General features: G+C 38.8%; 13 protein-coding genes and 2 rRNA genes. 10 read left to right on the forward strand and 5 right to left on the reverse strand.

Annotated features, from left to right (window positions below):
• Positions 1-68 precede the first annotated feature (68 nt).
• Both EL165_RS19375 and rrf read left to right on the forward strand, forming a co-directional pair.
• A 23S ribosomal RNA gene (locus EL165_RS19375) occupies positions 69-2,820 on the forward strand.
• A gap of 167 nt (positions 2,821-2,987) precedes the next feature.
• Positions 2,988-3,095: ribosomal RNA gene (gene rrf, locus EL165_RS19380) — 5S ribosomal RNA — on the forward strand.
• 774 nt (positions 3,096-3,869) lie between these two features.
• Here the strand turns inward: rrf and EL165_RS19385 are convergent.
• The gene (locus tag EL165_RS19385; RefSeq protein ID WP_002983670.1) at positions 3,870-5,498 is read right to left on the reverse strand and encodes an acyl-CoA carboxylase subunit beta; all 1,629 of its coding nucleotides are present in this window, start codon (positions 5,496-5,498) and stop codon (positions 3,870-3,872) included.
• A 384-nt stretch (positions 5,499-5,882) separates the two neighbouring features.
• Here EL165_RS19385 and EL165_RS19390 point away from each other — a divergent pair, with 384 nt between their 5' ends.
• From EL165_RS19390 to EL165_RS19400, 3 genes are read left to right on the forward strand one after another with little or no spacing between them, the layout of a single operon-like run.
• Complete coding sequence (locus EL165_RS19390; protein WP_002983668.1) at positions 5,883-6,761, forward strand: DMT family transporter; 879 nt, start codon at positions 5,883-5,885, stop codon at positions 6,759-6,761.
• Positions 6,762-6,774: 13 nt separating this feature from the next.
• Positions 6,775-7,857: a putative type IX sorting system protein PorV2 gene (locus EL165_RS19395; protein WP_002983666.1), complete on the forward strand. Its 1,083-nt coding sequence runs from the start codon at positions 6,775-6,777 to the stop codon at positions 7,855-7,857.
• A 10-nt stretch (positions 7,858-7,867) separates the two neighbouring features.
• On the forward strand, positions 7,868-8,611 hold the full coding sequence (locus EL165_RS19400) for a hypothetical protein (RefSeq protein ID WP_041462103.1): 744 nt from the start codon (positions 7,868-7,870) through the stop codon (positions 8,609-8,611).
• A 399-nt stretch (positions 8,612-9,010) separates the two neighbouring features.
• On the opposite strand, the gene uvrC is transcribed toward EL165_RS19400, so the two are convergent.
• The gene (gene uvrC, locus EL165_RS19405; RefSeq protein WP_002983662.1) at positions 9,011-10,804 is read right to left on the reverse strand and encodes an excinuclease ABC subunit UvrC; all 1,794 of its coding nucleotides are present in this window, start codon (positions 10,802-10,804) and stop codon (positions 9,011-9,013) included.
• A gap of 86 nt (positions 10,805-10,890) precedes the next feature.
• A complete protein-coding gene (locus tag EL165_RS19410) occupies positions 10,891-11,646 on the reverse strand; it encodes a hypothetical protein (protein WP_041462102.1) in 756 nt (251 codons plus the stop codon).
• A gap of 136 nt (positions 11,647-11,782) precedes the next feature.
• Here EL165_RS19410 and hutH point away from each other — a divergent pair, with 136 nt between their 5' ends.
• The 3 genes from hutH to EL165_RS19425 all read left to right on the forward strand — a co-directional run bounded on the left by hutH (position 11,783) and on the right by EL165_RS19425 (position 15,421).
• Positions 11,783-13,270, forward strand: a complete 1,488-nt coding sequence (hutH, locus tag EL165_RS19415; protein ID WP_002983659.1) for a histidine ammonia-lyase — start codon at positions 11,783-11,785, stop codon at positions 13,268-13,270.
• A 131-nt stretch (positions 13,271-13,401) separates the two neighbouring features.
• Positions 13,402-13,848 carry a GNAT family N-acetyltransferase gene (locus EL165_RS19420; protein ID WP_002983658.1) on the forward strand — a complete coding sequence of 149 codons (447 nt, stop codon included), beginning with the start codon at positions 13,402-13,404 and terminating at the stop codon, positions 13,846-13,848.
• Between the two features lie 91 nt (positions 13,849-13,939).
• On the forward strand, positions 13,940-15,421 hold the full coding sequence (locus EL165_RS19425; protein ID WP_002983656.1) for a S8 family peptidase: 1,482 nt from the start codon (positions 13,940-13,942) through the stop codon (positions 15,419-15,421).
• A 64-nt stretch (positions 15,422-15,485) separates the two neighbouring features.
• Here EL165_RS19425 and ygiD read toward each other — a convergent pair whose 3' ends face one another.
• A complete protein-coding gene (ygiD, locus tag EL165_RS19430) occupies positions 15,486-16,313 on the reverse strand; it encodes a 4,5-DOPA-extradiol-dioxygenase (RefSeq protein WP_002983654.1) in 828 nt (275 codons plus the stop codon).
• Between the two features lie 79 nt (positions 16,314-16,392).
• Entirely contained in the window at positions 16,393-16,905 is a 513-nt protein-coding gene (locus tag EL165_RS19435; protein ID WP_002983653.1) for a YceI family protein, read from the reverse strand.
• A 339-nt stretch (positions 16,906-17,244) separates the two neighbouring features.
• Here EL165_RS19435 and EL165_RS19440 point away from each other — a divergent pair, with 339 nt between their 5' ends.
• Both EL165_RS19440 and EL165_RS19445 read left to right on the forward strand, forming a co-directional pair.
• Positions 17,245-19,383 (forward strand): S9 family peptidase, encoded by a 2,139-nt coding sequence (locus EL165_RS19440; RefSeq protein ID WP_041462101.1) that lies wholly within the window; start codon positions 17,245-17,247, stop codon positions 19,381-19,383.
• A gap of 383 nt (positions 19,384-19,766) precedes the next feature.
• Positions 19,767-20,792 carry an Atu2307/SP_0267 family LLM class monooxygenase gene (locus tag EL165_RS19445; RefSeq protein ID WP_002983648.1) on the forward strand — a complete coding sequence of 342 codons (1,026 nt, stop codon included), beginning with the start codon at positions 19,767-19,769 and terminating at the stop codon, positions 20,790-20,792.
• Positions 20,793-20,831: the final 39 nt, after the last annotated feature.

Consider the following 20,831-nt stretch of genomic DNA (forward strand, 5'->3'; position numbering starts at 1 on the left):
TTGACATTAACGGTAAAGACATCACAAAGAGAAAACCGAGCGCATAAAGCGCTTGAGTAACCAATAGGAAAGAAATCGTTAAGGGCGTATGGCGGATGCCTAGGCTTTCAGAGGCGACGAAGGACGTGGTAAGCTGCGAAAAGCTGCGGGGATTGGCACACACGAATTGATCCGCAGATATCCGAATGGGGCAACCCAATACATTGAAGATGTATTACCTCGTAAGAGGAGCAAACCCGGAGAACTGAAACATCTAAGTACCCGGAGGAAAAGAAATCGAAGAGATTCCGTAAGTAGTGGCGAGCGAAAGCGGATTAGCCCAAAAGCTTTTATATGTTTAATAGAATGTTCTGGAAAGAACAGCCATAGAGGGTGATAGCCCCGTATATGAAAGGCATATTTGAGTGATAAATGAGTAGGGCGGGACACGTGAAATCCTGTCTGAATATGGGGGGACCATCCTCCAAGGCTAAATACTCCTGAAAGACCGATAGTGAACAAGTACTGTGAAGGAAAGGTGAAAAGCACTTCGAATAGAAGGGTGAAATAGAACCTGAAACCGTACGCCTACAAGCGGTCGGAGCAGCGTAATGCTGTGACGGCGTGCCTTTTGCATAATGAGCCTACGAGTTAATTTTACTAGCGAGGTTAAGGTATTAAGTACCGGAGCCGGAGCGAAAGCGAGTCTGAATAGGGCGCTTAGTTAGTAGGATTAGACGCGAAACCTTGTGATCTACCCATGGGCAGGTTGAAGCTCTGGTAACACAGAGTGGAGGACCGAACCGGTTGACGTTGAAAAGTCTTCGGATGACCTGTGGGTAGGGGTGAAAGGCCAATCAAACTGGGAGATAGCTCGTACTCTCCGAAATGCATTTAGGTGCAGCGTCGATGTTAAGTTTATTAGAGGTAGAGCTACTGATTGGATGCGGGGGTTTCACCGCCTACCAATTCCTGACAAACTCCGAATGCTAATAAATGTTCGTCGGCAGTGAGGGCATGGGTGCTAAGGTCCATGTCCGAGAGGGAAAGAACCCAGACCAACAGCTAAGGTCCCCAAATATATGTTAAGTTGAAACAACGCGGTTGGACTGCATTGACAGCTAGGATGTTGGCTTGGAAGCAGCCATTCATTTAAAGAGTGCGTAACAGCTCACTAGTCGAGCGGTCCGGCATGGATAATAATCGGGCATAAACATATTACCGAAGCTATGGATTTGTATTTATACATCTGGTAGGAGAGCATTCTATTTGCGCCGAAGCAGTACTGTGAGGTATTGTGGAGCGGATAGAAAAGAAAATGTAGGCATAAGTAACGATAAAGCAGGCGAGAAACCTGCTCACCGAAAGACCAAGGCTTCCTCAGCCATGCTAATCAGCTGAGGGTTAGTCGGGACCTAACGCGAACCCGAGAGGGGTAGTGGATGGACACAGGGTTAATATTCCCTGACTTGCTCACGATAAAAGGGGACGGTTGGATGTATCTGCTGGAGACTGACGGAATAGTCAAGGCTTAGCCTTCGGGCGAAGCTGCTGTAGAGTAATCTGATCCAAGAAAAGCCGAAGTGAAGCAACCCGTACCAAAACCGACACAGGTGGTCGAGGAGAGAATCCTAAGGTGCTCGAGTGAGTCGTGGCTAAGGAACTAGGCAAAATAGTCTCGTAACTTCGGAAGAAGAGACGCCATCAGCAATGGTGGCCGCAGTGAAGAGGCCCAGGCGACTGTTTATCAAAAACACAGGACTCTGCTAAATCGAAAGATGCTGTATAGGGTCTGACACCTGCCCGGTGCTGGAAGGTTAAGGAAGGTGCTTAGCGTAAGCGAAGGCATTGACTGAAGCCCCAGTAAACGGCGGCCGTAACTATAACGGTCCTAAGGTAGCGAAATTCCTTGTCGGGTAAGTTCCGACCTGCACGAATGGTGTAACGATCTGGGCACTGTCTCAGCCACGAGCTCGGTGAAATTGTAGTATCGGTGAAGATGCCGATTACCCGCAATGGGACGAAAAGACCCTGTGAACCTTTACTATAACTTCGTATTGACTTTGAGTAAGTAATGTGTAGGATAGGTGGGAGGCTTTGAAGCAGGCACGCTAGTGTTTGTGGAGCCGCCGTTGAAATACCACCCTTTACTTACTTGGAGCCTAACTTCTTTCAGAAGGACATTGCGTGGTGGGTAGTTTGACTGGGGTGGTCGCCTCCAAAAGAGTAACGGAGGCTTTCAAAGGTACCCTCAGCACGCTTGGTAACCGTGCGTAGAGTGTAATGGCATAAGGGTGCTTGACTGTGAGACCCACAAGTCGATCAGGTGCGAAAGCAGGACATAGTGATCCGGTGGTTCCGTATGGAAGGGCCATCGCTCATAGGATAAAAGGTACTCCGGGGATAACAGGCTAGTCTCCCCCAAGAGCTCACATCGACGGGGAGGTTCGGCACCTCGATGTCGGCTCGTCACATCCTGGGGCTGGAGAAGGTCCCAAGGGTTGGGCTGTTCGCCCATTAAAGTGGCACGCGAGCTGGGTTCAGAACGTCGTGAGACAGTTCGGTCTCTATCTATTGCGGGCGTTAGATGTTTGAGAGGGCTTGATTCTAGTACGAGAGGACCGAATTGAACAAACCTCTGGTGTATCAGTTGTACCGCCAGGTGCACCGCTGAGTAGCTACGTTTGGAAGAGATAAGCACTGAAAGCATATAAGTGCGAAACTCGCCTCAAGATGAGACATCTTTTAAGGGTCGTTGTAGATGACGACGTTGATAGGCTACAGGTGTAAAGACAGTAATGTCATAGCCGAGTAGTACTAATTACCCGTAGATTTATAGTCTATGGTTACTGTATCAGTAATATAAAATGACAAGTACTTTATGCGCAGTAAAGGTTTTGTCTTTGTGAAAGTTTTTATCGCTTAAAACGCAGATGGCGGATAGCAGTTAGCGAATGGCAATAAAGCCAATAGCCAGCAGCCAATAGCCGGATGCTATATACCTTCTTTAGGGTGGTTTTAGCGGTGGGGCTCACCTGTTCCCATTCCGAACACAGAAGTTAAGCCCACCAGCGCCGATGGTACTGCTAACGCGGGAGAGTAGGCCGCCGCCAGTTTTTATTTTATTTTTAAAAATCCTTTATCATTTGATAAAGGATTTTTTTTGCTTTATACCGAACTTATAAGTAATGAGTAATGAGTAATGAGTAATGAGTAATGAGTAATGAGTAATAATTGATAAATGATAAATGATAAACGATACATCAATCATTTATCAATTATCACTTATCACTTAACATTCATCATTCATCACATACCCCATTGTCACTCCGCAGGAGTCTCGGCAAAGTATTAGAAAATAACACAAGTATTACTTTTACCTTTTTAAATCGTTTAAAACTCTAATAAAAGAGCTTGGATTCCTGCCGAATGACACAGTAGAAAGAAGAGATACAAATGAAAAGAAAGAGGCTAATTGAACCACAGTACAATTGGGAAGGGATGCTTTATGACCCCAATTGGAATAGGAGTAAGGGCATTAATACAGAGGAGATTTATAACTCACGATGTGTAACTTTATTACTTTCTTACTACTACCAATCCAAAGCTCAGGAACCTATAGCCACTGAACCCATATCCCGAATCTCGTCACATCATTTATAACTTATCATCCATCACTCATTCACTCCTAGCCCCGATAGGAATGGTTACCCCGCAGCAGGAGCTGGAGTGCGGGAGGGTTTGAGCGTGGGAGGGTGCAGGCGCGAGGAGTATGAATGGATAGCGGGAAATAGCTCCTAAAAGTAAAACTTATATTGCTTGTTTTTAAGTATAAAAAATACGGCTATCTCAAACTGAGATAGCCGTATTTATTTTGTTATATAGATTTATCAGACCTGAATTACTCCCAGATTGAATTTTTCTGTAATAGGAGAATGGTTTGCTACTTCAATTCCCATAGAAATCCATTTTCTTGTATCTGCCGGATTGATAATAGCATCTGTCCATAATCTTGCCGCTGCATAGGTCGCCTCGGTTTGTTTCTGATATTTCTTTGAGATCGTGTCCAGAATTTCGTTGTGCTCTTCTTCTGAAATTTCTTTCCCTTGTTTCTTTAATGTTGATTCCTGAATCTGGGCTAATACTTTTGCAGCTTGTGCTCCACCCATTACAGCCAGATCAGCCCAGGGCCATGCAACAATTAATCTCGGGTCATAAGCTTTCCCACACATTGCATAATTTCCTGCCCCGTAAGAATTACCAGTGATAATAGTAAATTTAGGAACTACAGAATTGGAAACTGCATTTACCATTTTAGCTCCGTCTTTGATGATTCCGCCATGTTCTGACTTGGAACCTACCATAAATCCGGTAACATCCTGTAAGAAGATCAAGGGGATCTTTCTTTGATTACAGTTGGCAATAAACCTTGTAGCTTTATCAGCAGAATCAGAGTAGATTACTCCACCAAACTGCATTTCGCCTTTACCGCTTTTTACCAGTTTTCTCTGATTGGCTACAATTCCTACAGACCAGCCGTCAACTCTTGCCGTTGCGCAGATAATACTTTTACCATAATCAGGTTTATATTCCTCATATTCGGAGTTATCCACAATACATTTGATGATTTCGTAGGTGTCATATTGCTCAGCTCTGGAAACCGGCATGATCCCAAAGATATTTTCAGGATTTTCCTTTGGCGGGAAGCTTTCTATTCTATCGAAACCCGCTTTTTCAGTTGTTCCGATAGATTTCATGATATTTTTGATTCTGTTCAAAGCATCCTTGTCATCTTTCGCTTTATAATCGGTAACGCCTGAGATAGAGCAGTGAGTGGTAGCGCCGCCTAATGTTTCGTTATCTATACTTTCTCCGATAGCGGCTTTTACAAGATAGCTTCCGGCAAGGAAAATAGAACCTGTCTTATCTACAATCATAGCTTCATCACTCATGATGGGAAGGTAAGCACCCCCGGCCACACAACTTCCCATAACAGCAGAGATCTGGATGATTCCCATGGAACTCATTTTAGCATTATTTCTGAAGATTCTTCCAAAATGTTCTTTATCCGGGAAGATCTCATCCTGCATAGGAAGATAAACACCTGCAGAGTCGACCAGATAAATGATTGGAAGCCTGTTTTCCATGGCAATTTCCTGGGCTCTCAGGTTTTTCTTTCCCGTGATAGGAAACCAAGCGCCAGCCTTCACAGAAGCATCATTAGCAACAATAATACATTGTCTTCCGGAAACGTAGCCAATAACTACTACAACTCCGCCGCTAGGGCATCCTCCGTGCTCCTTGTACATTTCATATCCTGCAAATGCCCCTACTTCTATGGAATCAGAATCTTTATCGAGAAGATAATCTATTCTTTCTCTTGCTGTCATTTTTCCTTCATCACGAAGCTTTTGTAGCCTCTTCTCACCTCCTCCTTTTTTGATCTCAGTAAGTAAGCGATTTATTTCAGATAATTTTAGTCTGTTCTGATCTTCACGTTTATTGAATTCGATGTCCATAAAATTTTCAATTTTTTACGCTTAAAGATACTATTTTTATGAGGAATATAAATAGGAAGTAAAACAAGTGTTTAATAGTTTGGTTTCTAGTAAATTGTGAAATTTTTAACTAAAAAATATTTTTAAATAATTTATATTTTTTCTAACTTTACACTAGAGTAACAGAGGTGATATTCTCTGCAAAATACTCTAAGTTCCTAGTTTATTTTTTTAATAGTTTATTATTTGAAGGCCCTGAAAGTTTAACAAATTTTCAGGGTTTTTTTATGAATTAGGTACCAATTTAATTTTTATTAACTTTTTTTAGATTAAACTTATCTTTTTATCAATATTTGGGTTTGTGATTTGTAAATTTGCAGGGTTAAAATTAAAAGGAGATAGGGTATGCATAAATTGGCACTTTTCAGGCTGCATTTAATAGTTTTTTTATGGGGATTCACTGCAATTTTAGGAAAGTTAATCCATGCCAATGCTCAGATCCTGGTATTTTACAGAATGTTGTTCGCTTCTGTTTTTCTTTTCATATTTATTCGTGTTTTTAAGAAAGAAAGTATAAAGGTTTCCAAAAAAATATTTTTTCAGCTGGCTGCCATAGGTTTTGCGATGGCGTTGCACTGGTATTGTTTCTTTTATTCTATTAAAGTTTCCAATGTCTCTATTGCACTGAGCTGTCTTTCTTTATCTACACTTTTTGCTTCGATTCTGGAACCTATTATTTTCAAAAGAAAAATTGATATATCTGAGGTGGTAATGGGAGCAGTCATTGTGGCTTGCATCTTACTGATCTTTAAAACAGAATTTCACTTTAAAGAAGGGATTATTTACGGAATTCTCTGTGCTATATTCGGGACTGTTTTTTCTGTTTTTAACGGGAAAATGTTTGGAAAAACAAGTTCGGGAAATATTATTTTTTATGAAATATTCTGTGGTTGGTTTATTTTAATGATATTTTATTTACTTTCGGGGCAGATTTTTCAGATAAATGAAATAAATTACAGGGATTTGGCGTTAATATGCTTGTTAGCCAGTGTTTTTACGGCTTTTCCAATGCTGGAGTCAGTGAAATTAATGAAGTATATATCACCTTTTACTTTAATTTTAACAGTTAATTTGGAACCTGTCTACGGAATTATACTAGCTTTTTTTATCTTTGGGGAATCAGAACATATGAGCCCCATATTTTATATTGCTTCAGGTGTTATGATACTGGCAATCATTGCAAATGGACTAATTAAAGCCAGAAAAACTAAAAACTTAAACTAAGCATCAAATTTATATGATGAAAAAATATTTTTTATTTGCATTTTCACTGCTTTTTGGGCTCTCCCAATCTCAGATTATCAGAAAATACTCCAATGAATTTTTAAATATCGGAGCCGGAGCAAGAGGACTTGCAATGGGAGGAGCCGTCATTTCCAATCAGGATGATGTATACGCTCCAATGTGGAACCCTGCGGGTTTGATGTCTGTGGAAAGGGATTGGCAAGGGGCAGCAATGCATGCGGAATACTTTGAATCCATTGCAAAATATGATTATCTGGCTTATGCAAAGGTTCTTGAAGAAGGTGTTTTTGGTGTTTCAGTAGTAAGGCTTGGAGTAGATAATATTTTGAATACCACTCAGATGATCGATTCTGAAGGGAATATTGATTATGATAAAATTACAAAATTCTCCCAATCCGATTATGCGGCTATTTTATCCTATGCCTTCAGGCCAGGTGGAAATCCGAAATTAGATGTCGGGGTAAACGCAAAAATTGTTTATAGAAATGTTGGGAAATTTGCCAATGGTTATGGTTTCGGTTTCGATGTGGGCGCCATTTACAAAGCAGATAACGGATGGAAATTCGGGGGAATGGTGAGGGACATCACCACAACTGTTAACTTCTGGAGTGTAAATCAAAAAGAACTTTCAACGGTTGTCAACGGAGAAGAATTCAACCCGGCGCCAAAAGATAAAATGGAGCTTACCATGCCCAAACTAAATGTGGGAGCCAGTAAACTATTTGAAATCAACAGCAGTGTATATGTACTTCCGGAAGCTGGTCTGAATGTAGATTTTGCTAAAACCGCTTCATTGATTTCTACAGATTTTGCAAGTATCAGTCCTTATGCAGGAGCTGAATTAGGATATCAGAAAATGATTTTTGTGAGATTGGGGATTAACAGATTTCAATCGATAACAGATATAGAGGATCTTAAAAGAAAAGTTTCTTTCCAGCCAAGTGCAGGTCTTGGAATAAGATACAGAGGGCTTACACTGGATTATGCGATTACGAATTCAGGGATAGGCGGATCTAATTTTTATTCCAATTTCTTCTCCTTAAAACTTGATATGGGAGCATTCAGAAATGATTAAAATAATTAAAATGAAAAAGTTATCAATGTTAGTGTTAGCCGTATGTTCTACAATGGCTTTTGCACAAAAGGTTTCAGATTATAAATATGTAGCTATTCCCGAAAAGTTTGAAACATTTAAGGAGGATTATGGGTTGAAAAACTTTTTCACCAAAGCTTTGAGTGGAAAAAAATATATAATTCTGCCTGCCATTAAAGATAACTGGCCTGCAGAAGCTAAAAGTAATTTCTGTAATGTGGTTACTGCTGATGTTATTAATGATAAAAATTTGTTTAAAAATAAAGTAATAGTACAGTTTAAAGATTGTAATAATAACATGATTCTAGAGTCAAAAGGAGGCTCAAAAATCAAAGAGTTTGAAGAAGGTTTGCAAGATGCATTAAAAGAGGCAATGATTAAAGTCCCGGTTGCTAATCCTGTAGCGCTGCTACCGGCATCTGATAATATTGCTCAGCGTACATCTCTTGAAACTGCTGTATCCTCAACTTCAACAATAAATCCGGAAGTTAGTAATTACTCAAATGGTAAACTTGATCTTCAGAAAATACAGCTTGATCTAAATCAGTTTATTCTGGCAAAGTCTGGCAGCTCAGTGCCGTTTGCAGTTTTCAAGGCAACTTCTAAGAATTCTGTTTTCCTTGTAAAGTTATCTGATGGAAGTACTACCATAGGCTATTTTGAAAACGGAAATATCGTGATTGATATTCCTCAGGCAGATGGTAAATATGCTAAAGAAGTTTTTGCAGCAAAATAATAAAAAATACCATAAACAATAAGTATAAAGGCTCTTGAAAAAGAGCCTTTAATAATATATATGCTGATGTGTTTTTCAATTTTGATAGCAGAAACATTACTTCTTAATAAAATTTCTGGTTATTTATAAAAGGTTGTGAGAATGTGATAGAATTTATAAAACAGGAAAAAATTTCATAGTATTATTGTTATTAGTTGATAATACTAATTTATGAAAAAAATATATATAATACTATTTTTAAATAAAATATTTATTTATTGGTGTATTTTGTTGACGGATTTTCTTTGTAATTAAAGAAGTGTTGTTTTTTTGTCTCATATTGATAAAATGAGAAATCATATAAAATCGGATAAGAATGATTCTGTCTTCTGTCAGAAAATTAACTATGACACTGTACAATTAGTTGGCATTAAAAAATTCCCAAATCACTTTAGCTTTACTTTTCCCCAGAATTTCTTCAAGGGTTTCCAGATTGGCTTCTTTGATGCGTTTTACAGACTTCAGTTTAGACAGAAGCAGTTCAATGGTTTTTTCTCCCACTCCGGGAATTTCTTCCAGTTCAGATTTGATGGTAGAGTTTTTCCTTCTCGTTCTGTGATGTTTTACCCCAAACCGGTGAGCCTCATCACGTACACGCTGAAGGATTTTCAGTGTTTCAGATTTTTTATCAAGGTACAATGGTATAGGATCTTCCGGGAAGAAAATCTCTTCCAGTCTTTTGGCGATGCCTACAATGGTAATTTTTCCGTAAAGTCCCAGTAATCTCAGGCTTTTTACTGCAGAAGACAGCTGTCCTTTTCCACCGTCTATAAGAATCAGCTGTGGAAGGTTTTCACCCTCATCAAGCATTCTTTTATAACGTCGATAAATGACCTCTTCCATTGTGGCAAAGTCATTAGGTCCTTCTACTGTTTTCGGATGGAAAATCCGGTAATCTGCTTTACTTGGCCTTCCGTCTTTGAAAACAACACATGCTGATACAGGGTTTGTTCCCTGGATGTTTGAGTTATCAAAACCTTCAATATGTCTTGGCTCTACAGGCATTCTAAGAAGCTTCTGCATTTCAGCCATGATTCTGTTGGTATGCCTTTCCGGATCTACAATCTGAACCTGTTTCAGTTTTTCCAGACGGTATTCTTTAGCATTCTTTTCAGAAAGCTCTACAATTCTTTTTTTGTCTCCTACTTTAGGAACAATCAGTTTTACATTAGGAATTTCCACAGACAAATGGAAAGGTAAAAGAACTTCTTTAGAATCGGAAGAAAACTTCTGACGGATTTCTATCAAAGCTTCTTCCATGATATCCTCATCAGTTTCTTCAAGGATCTTTTTGATTTCCGTAGTGAAACTCTGTATGATATTTCCGTTTCGGATTTTAAAGAAGTTAACGTAAGCGGCCGTTTCATCACTGGTCATTCCAAATACATCTACATCATCAATATTCGGGTTTACAACGGTGTTTTTAGCCTGATAATCCTCAAGAATATCCAGCCTTTCCTTAATGATCTGAGCTTCTTCGAATTTAAGATTGGAGGCCAGCTTCATCATCTGATTCACCAGATACTCCTTAGCTTTTCGGAAATCTCCTTTAATAATTCCGCGGATAGCATCTATCTTTTCATCATAATCTTCTTTGCTTTCAACGTCTTCGCACGGGCCTTCACAGTTTTTGATATGATATTCCAGACACACTTTATATTTTCCTTCTGCGATCTTGGCCGGAGAAAGATTCAGGTTACAGGTTCTGAGTTTGTAAATATGCTTAATGGTATCCAATAAAATCTTTGCAGGACGCACTTTTGCATATGGACCATAGTATTCGGATCCGTCTTTAATCACATTTCTGGTCAGGAAAATTCTTGGAAAATCTTCATTTTTAATACAGATCCATGGATAAGTCTTGTCATCTTTCAGCATGACGTTATAAAACGGCTGATGTTCCTTAATCAGATTGTTTTCCAATAGAAGAGCATCATATTCGCTGTTTACAATGGTCGTCTCCAGACGCTGGATTTTACTGACCATTATTTTGATCCTGTATCCGGAAAGATTTTTGTTGAAATAAGAGAGAACCCTCTTTTTCAGATTTTTAGCTTTCCCCACATACAATAGCTGTTCATTTTTATCATAATAACGATAAACGCCGGGTTCGGATGGTAAGGTTTTGAGCTGTAGTTCTAAAGAAGGATTCATATAACAAAATTAAGGAAACTTTCCCTATTTAAAAAAAGAAAAACCTGCAGATAATTCTACAGGCTTTTGTATGATGAATGTCTATTTTATCCGTGGCTCATTTCAGTATACTGATAGATCAGAAAGCTAAGATAATTCCATTCTACAGAGTTTTTAGGATACTTTTTCATAAATTCGGCATTGTCTCCAAACAGAAAATCATAGTTGTCTTCAAAATCATCTTTGTGAAGCCACATTACTTTATCTCCTTTTCTTACATAATAAGATTTGATAACACCACCTCCAAATGCAGGAGCGCTGGCAAAGCCTGTGGATACAGTCTCTGAAGCAAACGGATCGTGATAAACTGTAATAAGTTCATTAAATTCAGGGTTGATTACCTGCATTAAAAAGGCCTTAGGTTCCTTTTTATTTTTTAGAGAAACAATCTGGTTTTCATACGGAATTGCGTCATCAGTTACAGATTTGCTGTATTTTTTAGTACTGTAATTTCTCATATTGGAAATAAACTTTGCCGCTTTCATCGATTTTTCAGTCTCAGTTGCGTATAAGTACATTTCAGCAATATCTGCTGCTGCAAATTTCATAGGCTTTCTGGTGTCAACATCCTCAATGGTGATAGAAAGAATCTGCCCTTTTTGCTTTTCCCATGATTTACTGTAACCCTGATGCTCAGTATTATCTTTCAATATAATGGTAGAAACTTTTTTATCTGTTGCCGTATCGAAACCTTCATTAAACAGATAACGGTTCATTTCTTTTCTTTCTTCTTTAGAATATTTTACTTTCTGGGCGAAAGTGGCTGTGCTTGCTACACATAAAGCAAGGAATAGAGTTTTCATTCTCATGTATTATTGTTTTTAATTTTCGGGGCTAAAAATAGTAAATTAATTCGCTTGCTTTATAAAAATATAGAAGATTGAAATTTAGCTTTTCCAATTATTGTTAAATGCGTAATTTTAAGGAAATTTTTTAGAAATGATATACGGGGTAGATGTCTTTACATTCCATGATGTTCTGGAAATATGTAAAAAACCTAATAAAGCCAAGCTGAACAAGGCTGCCAAAGAACAAATTTTAAAATCTCAGAAAAACGTACAGAAAATAGTAGAGTCAGACCGATGTGTATATGGAATCAATACAGGTTTCGGGCCATTGTGTGATACTAAAATTTCGGCTGACGAGACCGCTCAGTTACAATATAACCTGATCATTTCTCATGCGGTGGGTGTTGGAAAGCCTATAGATAAAGAACTTTCCAAAATTATGATGATTGCTAAGGTTCATGCCCTTTCAAAAGGATTTTCAGGAGTTTCTCTGGAAGTGATTGAAAGAATGATTCTGATGCTTGAAAAAGATATCATTCCGGTAGTTCCTGAGCAGGGATCTGTAGGAGCTTCCGGAGACCTTGCTCCATTAGCGCATCTTGTATTGCCTTTACTTGGCTTAGGACAGGTTTGGGAAGGAGAGCAGGTGTCTGATACTATGGAGGTTCTGAAGAAACATGACCTTGAACCATTGGCTTTAGGGCCTAAAGAAGGATTGGGATTGATCAACGGAACTCAGTTTATTCTTGCTCATGCGATCAAAGGACTTGAAAAATTTGAATATTTATTAGACCTTGCAGATATGACTGCAGCCATGAGTATTGAAGCTTACAGAGGTTCTGCCAGCCCTTTCAAAAAAGAACTTCACGAGATCAGACCATTTGAAGGCAGTAAAAAAGTAGCCGCAAGAATGCTTAAATTCTTAAAAGGATCAGAAAACCTGAAAGCTCACGAAGATTGTGAGAGAGTTCAGGATCCTTATTCTATGAGATGTGTACCACAGGTTCACGGAGCCAGCAGAAATGCTTTTGAACATCTCAGAAGTATGGCGGAAACGGAACTGAATTCCGTAACAGATAACCCGATTGTTCTAAGTGCTGAAGAATCTATTTCAGGAGGAAACTTCCACGGACAGCTGATGGCACTGCCTTTAGACTATGCTACATTAGCTGCAGCAGAATTGGGGAATATTTCTGACAGAAGAAGTTACTTATTATTAGAAGGAAAATATGGGCTCCCAAGATTATTAACGGAAAGCTCAGGATTAAATTCCGGATTTATGATCCCTCAGTATACTTCTGCAGCGTTGGTTACAGAAAATAAAACATTATGTTTCCCGGCATCGGCAGACTCTATTCCTACAAGTTTAGGCCAGGAAGATCATGTTTCTATGGGAAGTATCTCAGGAAGAAAATTCAATCAGGTTCTTGGAAATCTTGTGAATATTTTGTCTGTTGAGCTGATGTTTGCCGCTCAGGGTCTTGAGTTCAGAAGACCTGCCAAATGCTCGAAAATAATTGAAGAAAACTTCGCGATTCTTCGTTCTAGAGTAGCTAAGCTTGAAGATGACAGACTGATCGGTAAAGATATGCTCGCAATTGCTGAGTTAATTAATGAAAGAAAATTTATTGTAAACTAATATAAAATAAAACAAAGGCTTCTGAAAGGGAGCTTTTTACTTTGTAATAAAAATGGTTAGGCTTAAACCTTATAGGTTTCAAAAACCTATAAGGTTTGATTCTATCCGCATTAATCTTTAAACCAAACAAAATGTATATAATCAGAACAGATTCTGCCAATACAGATTTTCAAACTCTTGTAAAATCCCTTGACGCCACTTTATCGGAACATAATGGTGAAAATGATGATTTCTTTGCTCAATTCAATAAAATTGATACCATCAAAAACTGTATTGTAGCCTACATTGATAATATTCCGGCAGCCTGCGGTGCATTTAAACCGCTTTCGGAAGATACCGTAGAGATTAAAAGAATGTTTACCAATCCGGAATTCAGAAAAAAAGGACTTGGCTCTGCTGTTGTAAAAGAACTTGAAAACTGGGCTGCAGAACTGAATTTTAAAAAAGCAGTCCTGGAAACCTCCAGGGATCTTAAAAATGCAATTTCAGTATACGAAAAAAGCGGATTTAACAGAATACCCAATTATGGACAATATATTGGCGTTGAGCAGAGTGTCTGCTATGAAAAAGTACTGTAATTTAATATTCCTGTAATGCTAAATTCACTCTTTTTAAGTTTTTAATTCCCGTTAAAGTGTTATATTGTGGCTCCAACCAAAATTATAACATATGAAAAAAACTGTATTCCTACTGGCAATATTTTTTGGCCTAAACTCGTGTACCAGAGAAGAACTTCAGAATGAAAATGTAAAAACAGAAATGGCTCAGAAAGATCCTTTGACTGCAAAACAGATCAATGAAAGGATCAACCAGGCTATAAAAAAAGATGGTACTTTTAACTGGAAGAATGAATCCGATCATTTTGTATGGAGTGCTGCTTTCCGTGGAAACAAAATGGTTTCCATCGGTTTCGGAGTTTCAAAGGATGATTTTGACAGAAGTAAATCTCCAAACAGCAGTGATATGGAGAAAGAAGTTCTTTCTGTGATCAGAAAATATGAAGGAAAAGACGAAAGAAATTTTCTTCTCCTTTCAGATCAATATCTGAATCAGATGGATGTTGTCATTGAAAACGAGGAAACTATCACGGCTCTCCGGCAAATGAAAACAATCCGATATGTAGAACCGGCAGATTATCATTATTTTGAATTTGAAGCTCAATATAATACTGCTGCAAAGTCTTCCGGAAGTGGTTCTTCCGGATGTGGTTTTTCTTCTGCAACATTGAGTACAGCAGATTATACCTCAACAACGCCTGGCGCAAAAATTCCATGGGCTTTCACCAAACACAGTATTCCTGAAGCCTGGAGCTACAGCACAGGAGCTGGGGTGACTATCGGACTTATCGACACAGGAGTTTCTCCGGAACAGACTTTACTGGGCAGCAGCTTTAACAACGGAGCTTCTTCAGGAAGAACAATCAGTAAATACGGGGTGTATAATTCAGACGGTTCTGGAGATCAGTGCGGTCATGGAACCAAAATGGCTTCTGTAATGGCAGCTCCCAGAAATAATGCAGGATTACCGGTGGGGGTGGCTTATAACGCCAATCTTATTGCATACAGGGCAGCAGAAAATGTTGTTCTGGAAACTTCCAGCGAGCAGACGGCAGTAAAAACGGCTTTCACAGAATTAGGTAATAATACCAATGTGAAGATCATTTCTATGTCGATGGGGCATATTTTTTCCGTTGGAAAAATTGAAGATGGAGTTAAGTATGCGTATTCAAAAGGAAAACTGATTTTCTGTGCGGGAGGAACTTCTACCAGCTTCACTAATTTTGTGGGTGTAATTTTCCCTGCATCTATGCCGGAAACACAAGCCATTACAGGCGTAAAAGAAAATACTTCCAATCAGAGATGTGATGTCTGCCATTCAGGAAGCCAGATCGATTTTACCTTCCAGATGGAAAGGTCTTCAGGAAATACCGTTCCGGTGCTTAGCTATTACAACGGGCAGGCAGATTATGTGGGCGGTTCTTCCGTGGCAACGGCAGCAACAGCAGGAATTGCGGCATTGGTTTGGGCTAAAAATCCGTCATGGACAAGAGAGCAGGTACTTACTAAAATGAGACAGGCTTCCACCTATTATTCCAGTGTAAATTCAAGCTATGGCTACGGAAACATCAATGCTTTAAAAGCTGTACAATAAAAAAACAGTCATAAAAAAAGAAATACCTCGGCTGAGGTATTTCTTTTTTTATTTAATATTCATATTATCCGATCCTTACACTTGTCATACTCAGTGAGCCACCGATAAGTTCATCATTGAATAAAGTAAGCTCTTCAGACTGATCTTTTAATCCTAAAGTATAAAGCAACGGAAGATAATGATCAGGAGTAGGAACGGCATATTGTAAGAAAGTTCCCTGTTTCTGATAATCGATGATATTCTGAAAATTACCGTCCAGAAGCCAGTTGTTGGTTTTTTCCCGTGCCTCCACTGCCCAATCCCAGCCGGCTCCTACTGTATTGATGTTTTTCCAGTCGATAAGACGAAGGTTATGAACGATATTTCCGCTTCCGATGATCAGAATGCCTTTTTCACGAAGTTTATTAAGCCTTTTAGCGAGGTCATAATGATACTGTGGAGACTTTGTATAATCGATGCTCAGCTGGATCACAGGAATATCCGCATCCGGATACATATGCTTGATCACAGACCATGCGCCATGATCCAGTCCCCAACTGTGATCTTCCTCTACATCAACAGGGAGAAGAAGTTCCGCTGTTTCCTTTGCCAGCTCAGGACTTCCCGGAGCAGGATACTGTACATCAAAAAGTGCTTTTGGAAAACCATAAAAATCGTGGATGGTTTTCGGCATATCCATTGCCGTTACAAAAGTTCCATCTGTATACCAGTGGGCAGAAATACAAAGGATTGCATTTGGTTTTGGAATTTCTGAAGCCGCTTTCCGGAATCCCTGTACAAATTGGTTTTCTTCAATGGCATTCATAGGCGAACCATGTCCAAGAAATAAAACAGGCATTCTCTGAGTGTTTTTAAAACCGTCGCTTATGTTTTGAAGATCATTGAGGTTCATAATATTGAAGATTATAAAAAGAATAAAGGTTCAAGGCTTTTAGACAAATCCCTGAACCTTTTATATTATATGTTGTTAATTATGCTTGTTTTACAAACTGTAATTCACCAGCTACTTTTACATCGTCACTTACCATTACACCTCCCGCTTCAAGAGCTGCATTCCAGTTTAATCCGAAGTCTTTTCTGCTGATTTTCCCTTCAAAAGAGAAACCTGCTTTTGTATTTCCCCATGGGTCTACATTAATTCCTCCGAAATCTACATCAAGCGTTACTGGCTTTGTAATTCCGTTGATGGTAAGATTACCTACAACAGTATTGTTTAATGCCTGTGATTCAAAAGTAATTGTAGGGTGTACTTCAGCGTTGAAAAACTCAGCTGACTTTAAATGGTTGTCTCTGTCCGTATTGTTTGTAAATACAGAATCCGTCTGAATAGTAGCCGTAGTTTTTGCATTTGCAAAGAATTCGTCTTCAGAGTCAATTTCAGCAGTGAAAGTTCTGAAACTTCCTTTTACGTTAGAGATCATCATGTGTTTTACTTTGAAAGTAATTTCACTATGCGTAGGGTCTAAAATCCATTTTGTTGCCATTGTATTTTATATTTTTTGTTTGTTATTAATGATGCAAATTTAGGATAGCGTACCTATACAAGTCATTGATATAGGATAAGAAATGAACTTTTTTTGTCAATCGTCAATTTTGCTTCGCAAGTGAATGGTCAATACTATCATCTTCCAATAAATTAAAATTAACAAGCGCAGCGAATTGACTATTCACAATTGACTTATTTAATCCCCTTTAAAAAATCTACTATTAAGTTAAGAAATAATTTCTTTCAATGAATGAATTCCAATTTATGAATGTTTTAATTTAACATTTCTTAACGAATGGTTTTTATTTCTTATTTTTGGAGGATTCAATTTTATACGATGAAATTACATAAATTTTCTTTATTGATGCTGGTTTTAGGCAGTTCAGCATTTGCCCAGACCCAGAAGTTCACCATGGCGGAGGCTGTAAATGGAATGAGGACCAACCTTGCTGTGAAAAATATCTCCCAGTTTTCGTGGGCTGCAGATGGAAAGTCTTACATACAGGCTGTGAAAGGCGGTTATCTGATTACAGATCTGAAAACCAATAAGCAGGATACTCTGGTATCTCTTACCCAATTGAATAAACAGTTTGCGAATGATAAATTGAAAGCTGTTCCTGCCATCAGATTCACAGGAAATTCCAATGGCTATTTTATTACTGGCGGTAAAATGTCGTGGATTGAAAAATCAGGAAATGACTGGAAAGTAAAGAGTACAGCTGTCATTGATCAGGATGCAGCCAACGTAAAAATGTTTGGAGATAACCAGACCTTTGCTTTCACGGTAAAGAATAATTTATTTGTAAATAAGAACGGAAAAACGATTGTTGTAACTAACGAAGCCAATGAAAATATCATCAGCGGTCAGGCAGTTCACAGAAATGAATTCGGAATTGATACAGGAATTTTCCCTGCGCCCAATTCTGAGAGTGTAGCATTCTATAAGATGGATCAGAGTATGGTAGCAGATTATCCGATCATTGACTGGTCCGTAACTCCTGCTGTCAATCATAACATCAAATACCCGATGGCTGGCCGGACTTCTCATCAGGTAACATTAGGCGTTTTCAATATTAAGACACAATCTACTACTTTCTTAAAAATTGAAGGGGAAAAAGATCAGTACCTCACAGCCGTTACCTGGAGCCCGGACTCAAAATACATTTTTGTAGGCGTTCTGAACAGAGGTCAGAATCATATGAAAATGAATCAGTATGACGCTGTTACAGGAGAATTGGTGAAAACGCTGTTTGAAGAAACAGACAGTAAATATGTAGAACCACAACATCCGCTTACTTTCTTCCCGAACTCCAACACAGATTTTATCTGGCAGAGCCAGAGAACAGGATATAATCATCTGTTCCATTACAGTCTTGAGAAAGGATTGGTAGCACAAATTACCAAAGGAGATTGGCTGGTAACAGATATTTTAGGATTTAATGAAAAGAAAAAGGAAATTTATTTTACCTCTACGAAAGAGACTCCTTTGGAAAGACATTTATACAGAATCAACTGGACGAATTTCAAAATGCAGAGACTTGACAGTGCTGAAGGTATGCATGCCGGAACTTTGAGCAGTGACGGAAACTACCTGTATGATGCCTACAGCAATGCCAATTCACCTAGAGTTGCCAATATCATCAATACAGCCAATTTAAAGACTACCAATATTCTTACTTCTGAAAATCCATTAAAGAATTATCAGAGACCGGAAATCAAAAATGTAGAATTAAAGGCAGACGACGGTACTCTTTTGTATGGGAAAATCATTCTTCCGACAAATTTTGATCCCAATAAAAAATATCCGACCATTGTTTATCTGTACAACGGACCACATTTACAGCTGATCACCAACAGCTTCCCGGCTTCAGGAAACCTTTGGTATGAGTACATGGCTCAGAACGGATACATCATTTTCACAATGGACGGAAGAGGTTCTTCCAACCGTGGGTTAAAGTTTGAGCAGGCTGTATTCAGAAATCTGGGAACTACAGAAATGAATGACCAGATGAAAGGTGTAGAGTACTTAAAATCTCTTCCTTATGTAGATGGAGACAGAATGGGAATCCATGGGTGGAGTTTCGGAGGATTTATGACGACAAGTTTCATGCTTCGCAAGCCGGATGTATTTAAAGTAGGAGTAGCAGGAGGACCGGTAATCGACTGGAGCATGTACGAGATCATGTATGGGGAAAGATATATGGATACCCCGCAGGAAAATCCTCAGGGATATGCTGCTGCTAATCTTCTGGATAAAGTTCAGAACCTGAAAGGAAAATTACTGATGATTCACGGAGCGCAGGATGATGTGGTAGTATGGCAGCATTCTATCAAATTCATCAAGTCTGCTGTGGATAACGGAGTTCAGCTGGATTACTTTACTTATCCGGGGCATCCGCATAATGTGATCGGGAAAGACAGGGTTCACCTGATGCAGAAAATTACAGATTATTTTGATTTGTATCTGAAGAAATAATAATAGAATCCAGCCTGGTTTTAGGCTGGATTTTTTGTTTTTGCTAATCTTTTGGAAAATGCAAAGGCGCAAGATTATTAATGGATTATCTCGTAAGGCGCAAAGATTTTATCTGCGATAAAATTTTATAATCCTTAATACTATAAGAACTAATCTTTGCTGAAAATCTTCGATTTTCTTGCGCCTTAAACAGAATGAAGATAAAGATCCTTTCGCGTCTTTGCGTTTTCCAACAAAATTCGCTTTGCTCGCAATGACACTTTCGTGTTATTAGTGATACATTAGTGTTATTTGTGTTTTAAAAAAGTAACTTTTCGATCTTAACAAACATCAATGTTTTTGATTTTCCATAGTGGTAACTTTGTATCACTAAAATCAACAATATGGAATTAGGAATAGGAATGTTCGGTGACCTGGCTTTTGACCAGTCAACCGGAAAATATAGAGATGCAGGAACTAAGATCCGTGAAATACTGGATCAGGTAAAATTAATGGATGAGGTAGGAATTGATGTTTTCGCCATGGGAGAGCACCACCGTCCGGATTATGCTGTTTCTTCTCCGGAAATAGTTTTGGCAGCCGCGGCAAGTATTACCAAAAATATAAAACTGGCCAGTGGAGTGACTGTTTTAAGTTCTTCGGAGCCGGTAAAAGTATATGAAGATTTTTCAACACTGGATCTTATTTCAGACGGAAGAGCAGAGATATTTGTGGGACGTGGAAGTTTCATTGAATCATTTCCGCTGTATGGTTATTCATTGAATGACTATGAACAGCTATTTGACGAAAAATTAGAATTATTGTTGAAAATCAATTCTGAAGAAAATGTAAGCTGGTCTGGAAAACTTCGTGCTCCGATGCAGAACCAAACGGTATATCCACGAGCAAAAAATGACGGAAAACTTTCCATCTGGAGAGCGGTAGGAGGAACTCCGCAGTCTGTTTTAAGTGCGGCACAATTGGGAATGCCCTTAGTGGTAGCCATTATTGGAGGAATGCCGATTCAGTTTAGAAATCTGATCGAATTCTATAAACAGGAATATCAGAAAGCAGGACATGATGCTTCGAAAATGCAGATCGCCATTCACTCCCATACCTTTGTAAGTGATGATCAGAAAGTGGTGGATGGATATTTTCATAATTATAAATCGCAGATGGACAGAATAGGTGCTTCCAGAGGTTGGGCTCCTTACACAAAAGCACAGTATGAAGGCGGAAGAAGTAAAGACGGTGCACTGTTTATTGGAAGTCCGGCTGAGGTAGCAGATAAAATTGCTTATATGAAAGAAATTTTTGGAATCACAAGATTTATCGGGCATATGGATGTGGGAGATCCTGCTCATGATGTGATGATGAAATCTATAGAATTGTTTGGAAATGAAGTGAAGCCTGTTATAAAAGGACTGTAACAGGAAAGTTTGTGAGGTGTGAAAGCCACGAAAGATTTG

The organism is Chryseobacterium gleum, from assembly GCF_900636535.1.
In the GTDB taxonomy this organism is placed as follows: Bacteria; Bacteroidota; Bacteroidia; order Flavobacteriales; family Weeksellaceae; genus Chryseobacterium; species Chryseobacterium gleum.

Bases quoted from the DNA above. Each gene is read 5' to 3' on its own strand.
- EL165_RS19445 (WP_002983648.1), top strand. From the start codon at position 19,767: ATGGAATTAGGAATAGGAATGTTCGGTGACCTGGCTTTTGACCAGTCA.
- EL165_RS19440 (WP_041462101.1), top strand. From the start codon at position 17,245: ATGAAATTACATAAATTTTCTTTATTGATGCTGGTTTTAGGCAGTTCA.
- uvrC (WP_002983662.1), bottom strand. From the start codon at position 10,804: ATGAATCCTTCTTTAGAACTACAGCTCAAAACCTTACCATCCGAACCC.
- EL165_RS19400 (WP_041462103.1), top strand. From the start codon at position 7,868: ATGAAAAAGTTATCAATGTTAGTGTTAGCCGTATGTTCTACAATGGCT.
- EL165_RS19420 (WP_002983658.1), top strand. From the start codon at position 13,402: ATGTATATAATCAGAACAGATTCTGCCAATACAGATTTTCAAACTCTT.
- hutH (WP_002983659.1), top strand. From the start codon at position 11,783: ATGATATACGGGGTAGATGTCTTTACATTCCATGATGTTCTGGAAATA.
- ygiD (WP_002983654.1), bottom strand. From the start codon at position 16,313: ATGAACCTCAATGATCTTCAAAACATAAGCGACGGTTTTAAAAACACT.
- EL165_RS19395 (WP_002983666.1), top strand. From the start codon at position 6,775: ATGATGAAAAAATATTTTTTATTTGCATTTTCACTGCTTTTTGGGCTC.
- EL165_RS19425 (WP_002983656.1), top strand. From the start codon at position 13,940: ATGAAAAAAACTGTATTCCTACTGGCAATATTTTTTGGCCTAAACTCG.
- EL165_RS19390 (WP_002983668.1), top strand. From the start codon at position 5,883: ATGCATAAATTGGCACTTTTCAGGCTGCATTTAATAGTTTTTTTATGG.
- EL165_RS19385 (WP_002983670.1), bottom strand. From the start codon at position 5,498: ATGGACATCGAATTCAATAAACGTGAAGATCAGAACAGACTAAAATTA.
- EL165_RS19410 (WP_041462102.1), bottom strand. From the start codon at position 11,646: ATGAAAACTCTATTCCTTGCTTTATGTGTAGCAAGCACAGCCACTTTC.
- EL165_RS19435 (WP_002983653.1), bottom strand. From the start codon at position 16,905: ATGGCAACAAAATGGATTTTAGACCCTACGCATAGTGAAATTACTTTC.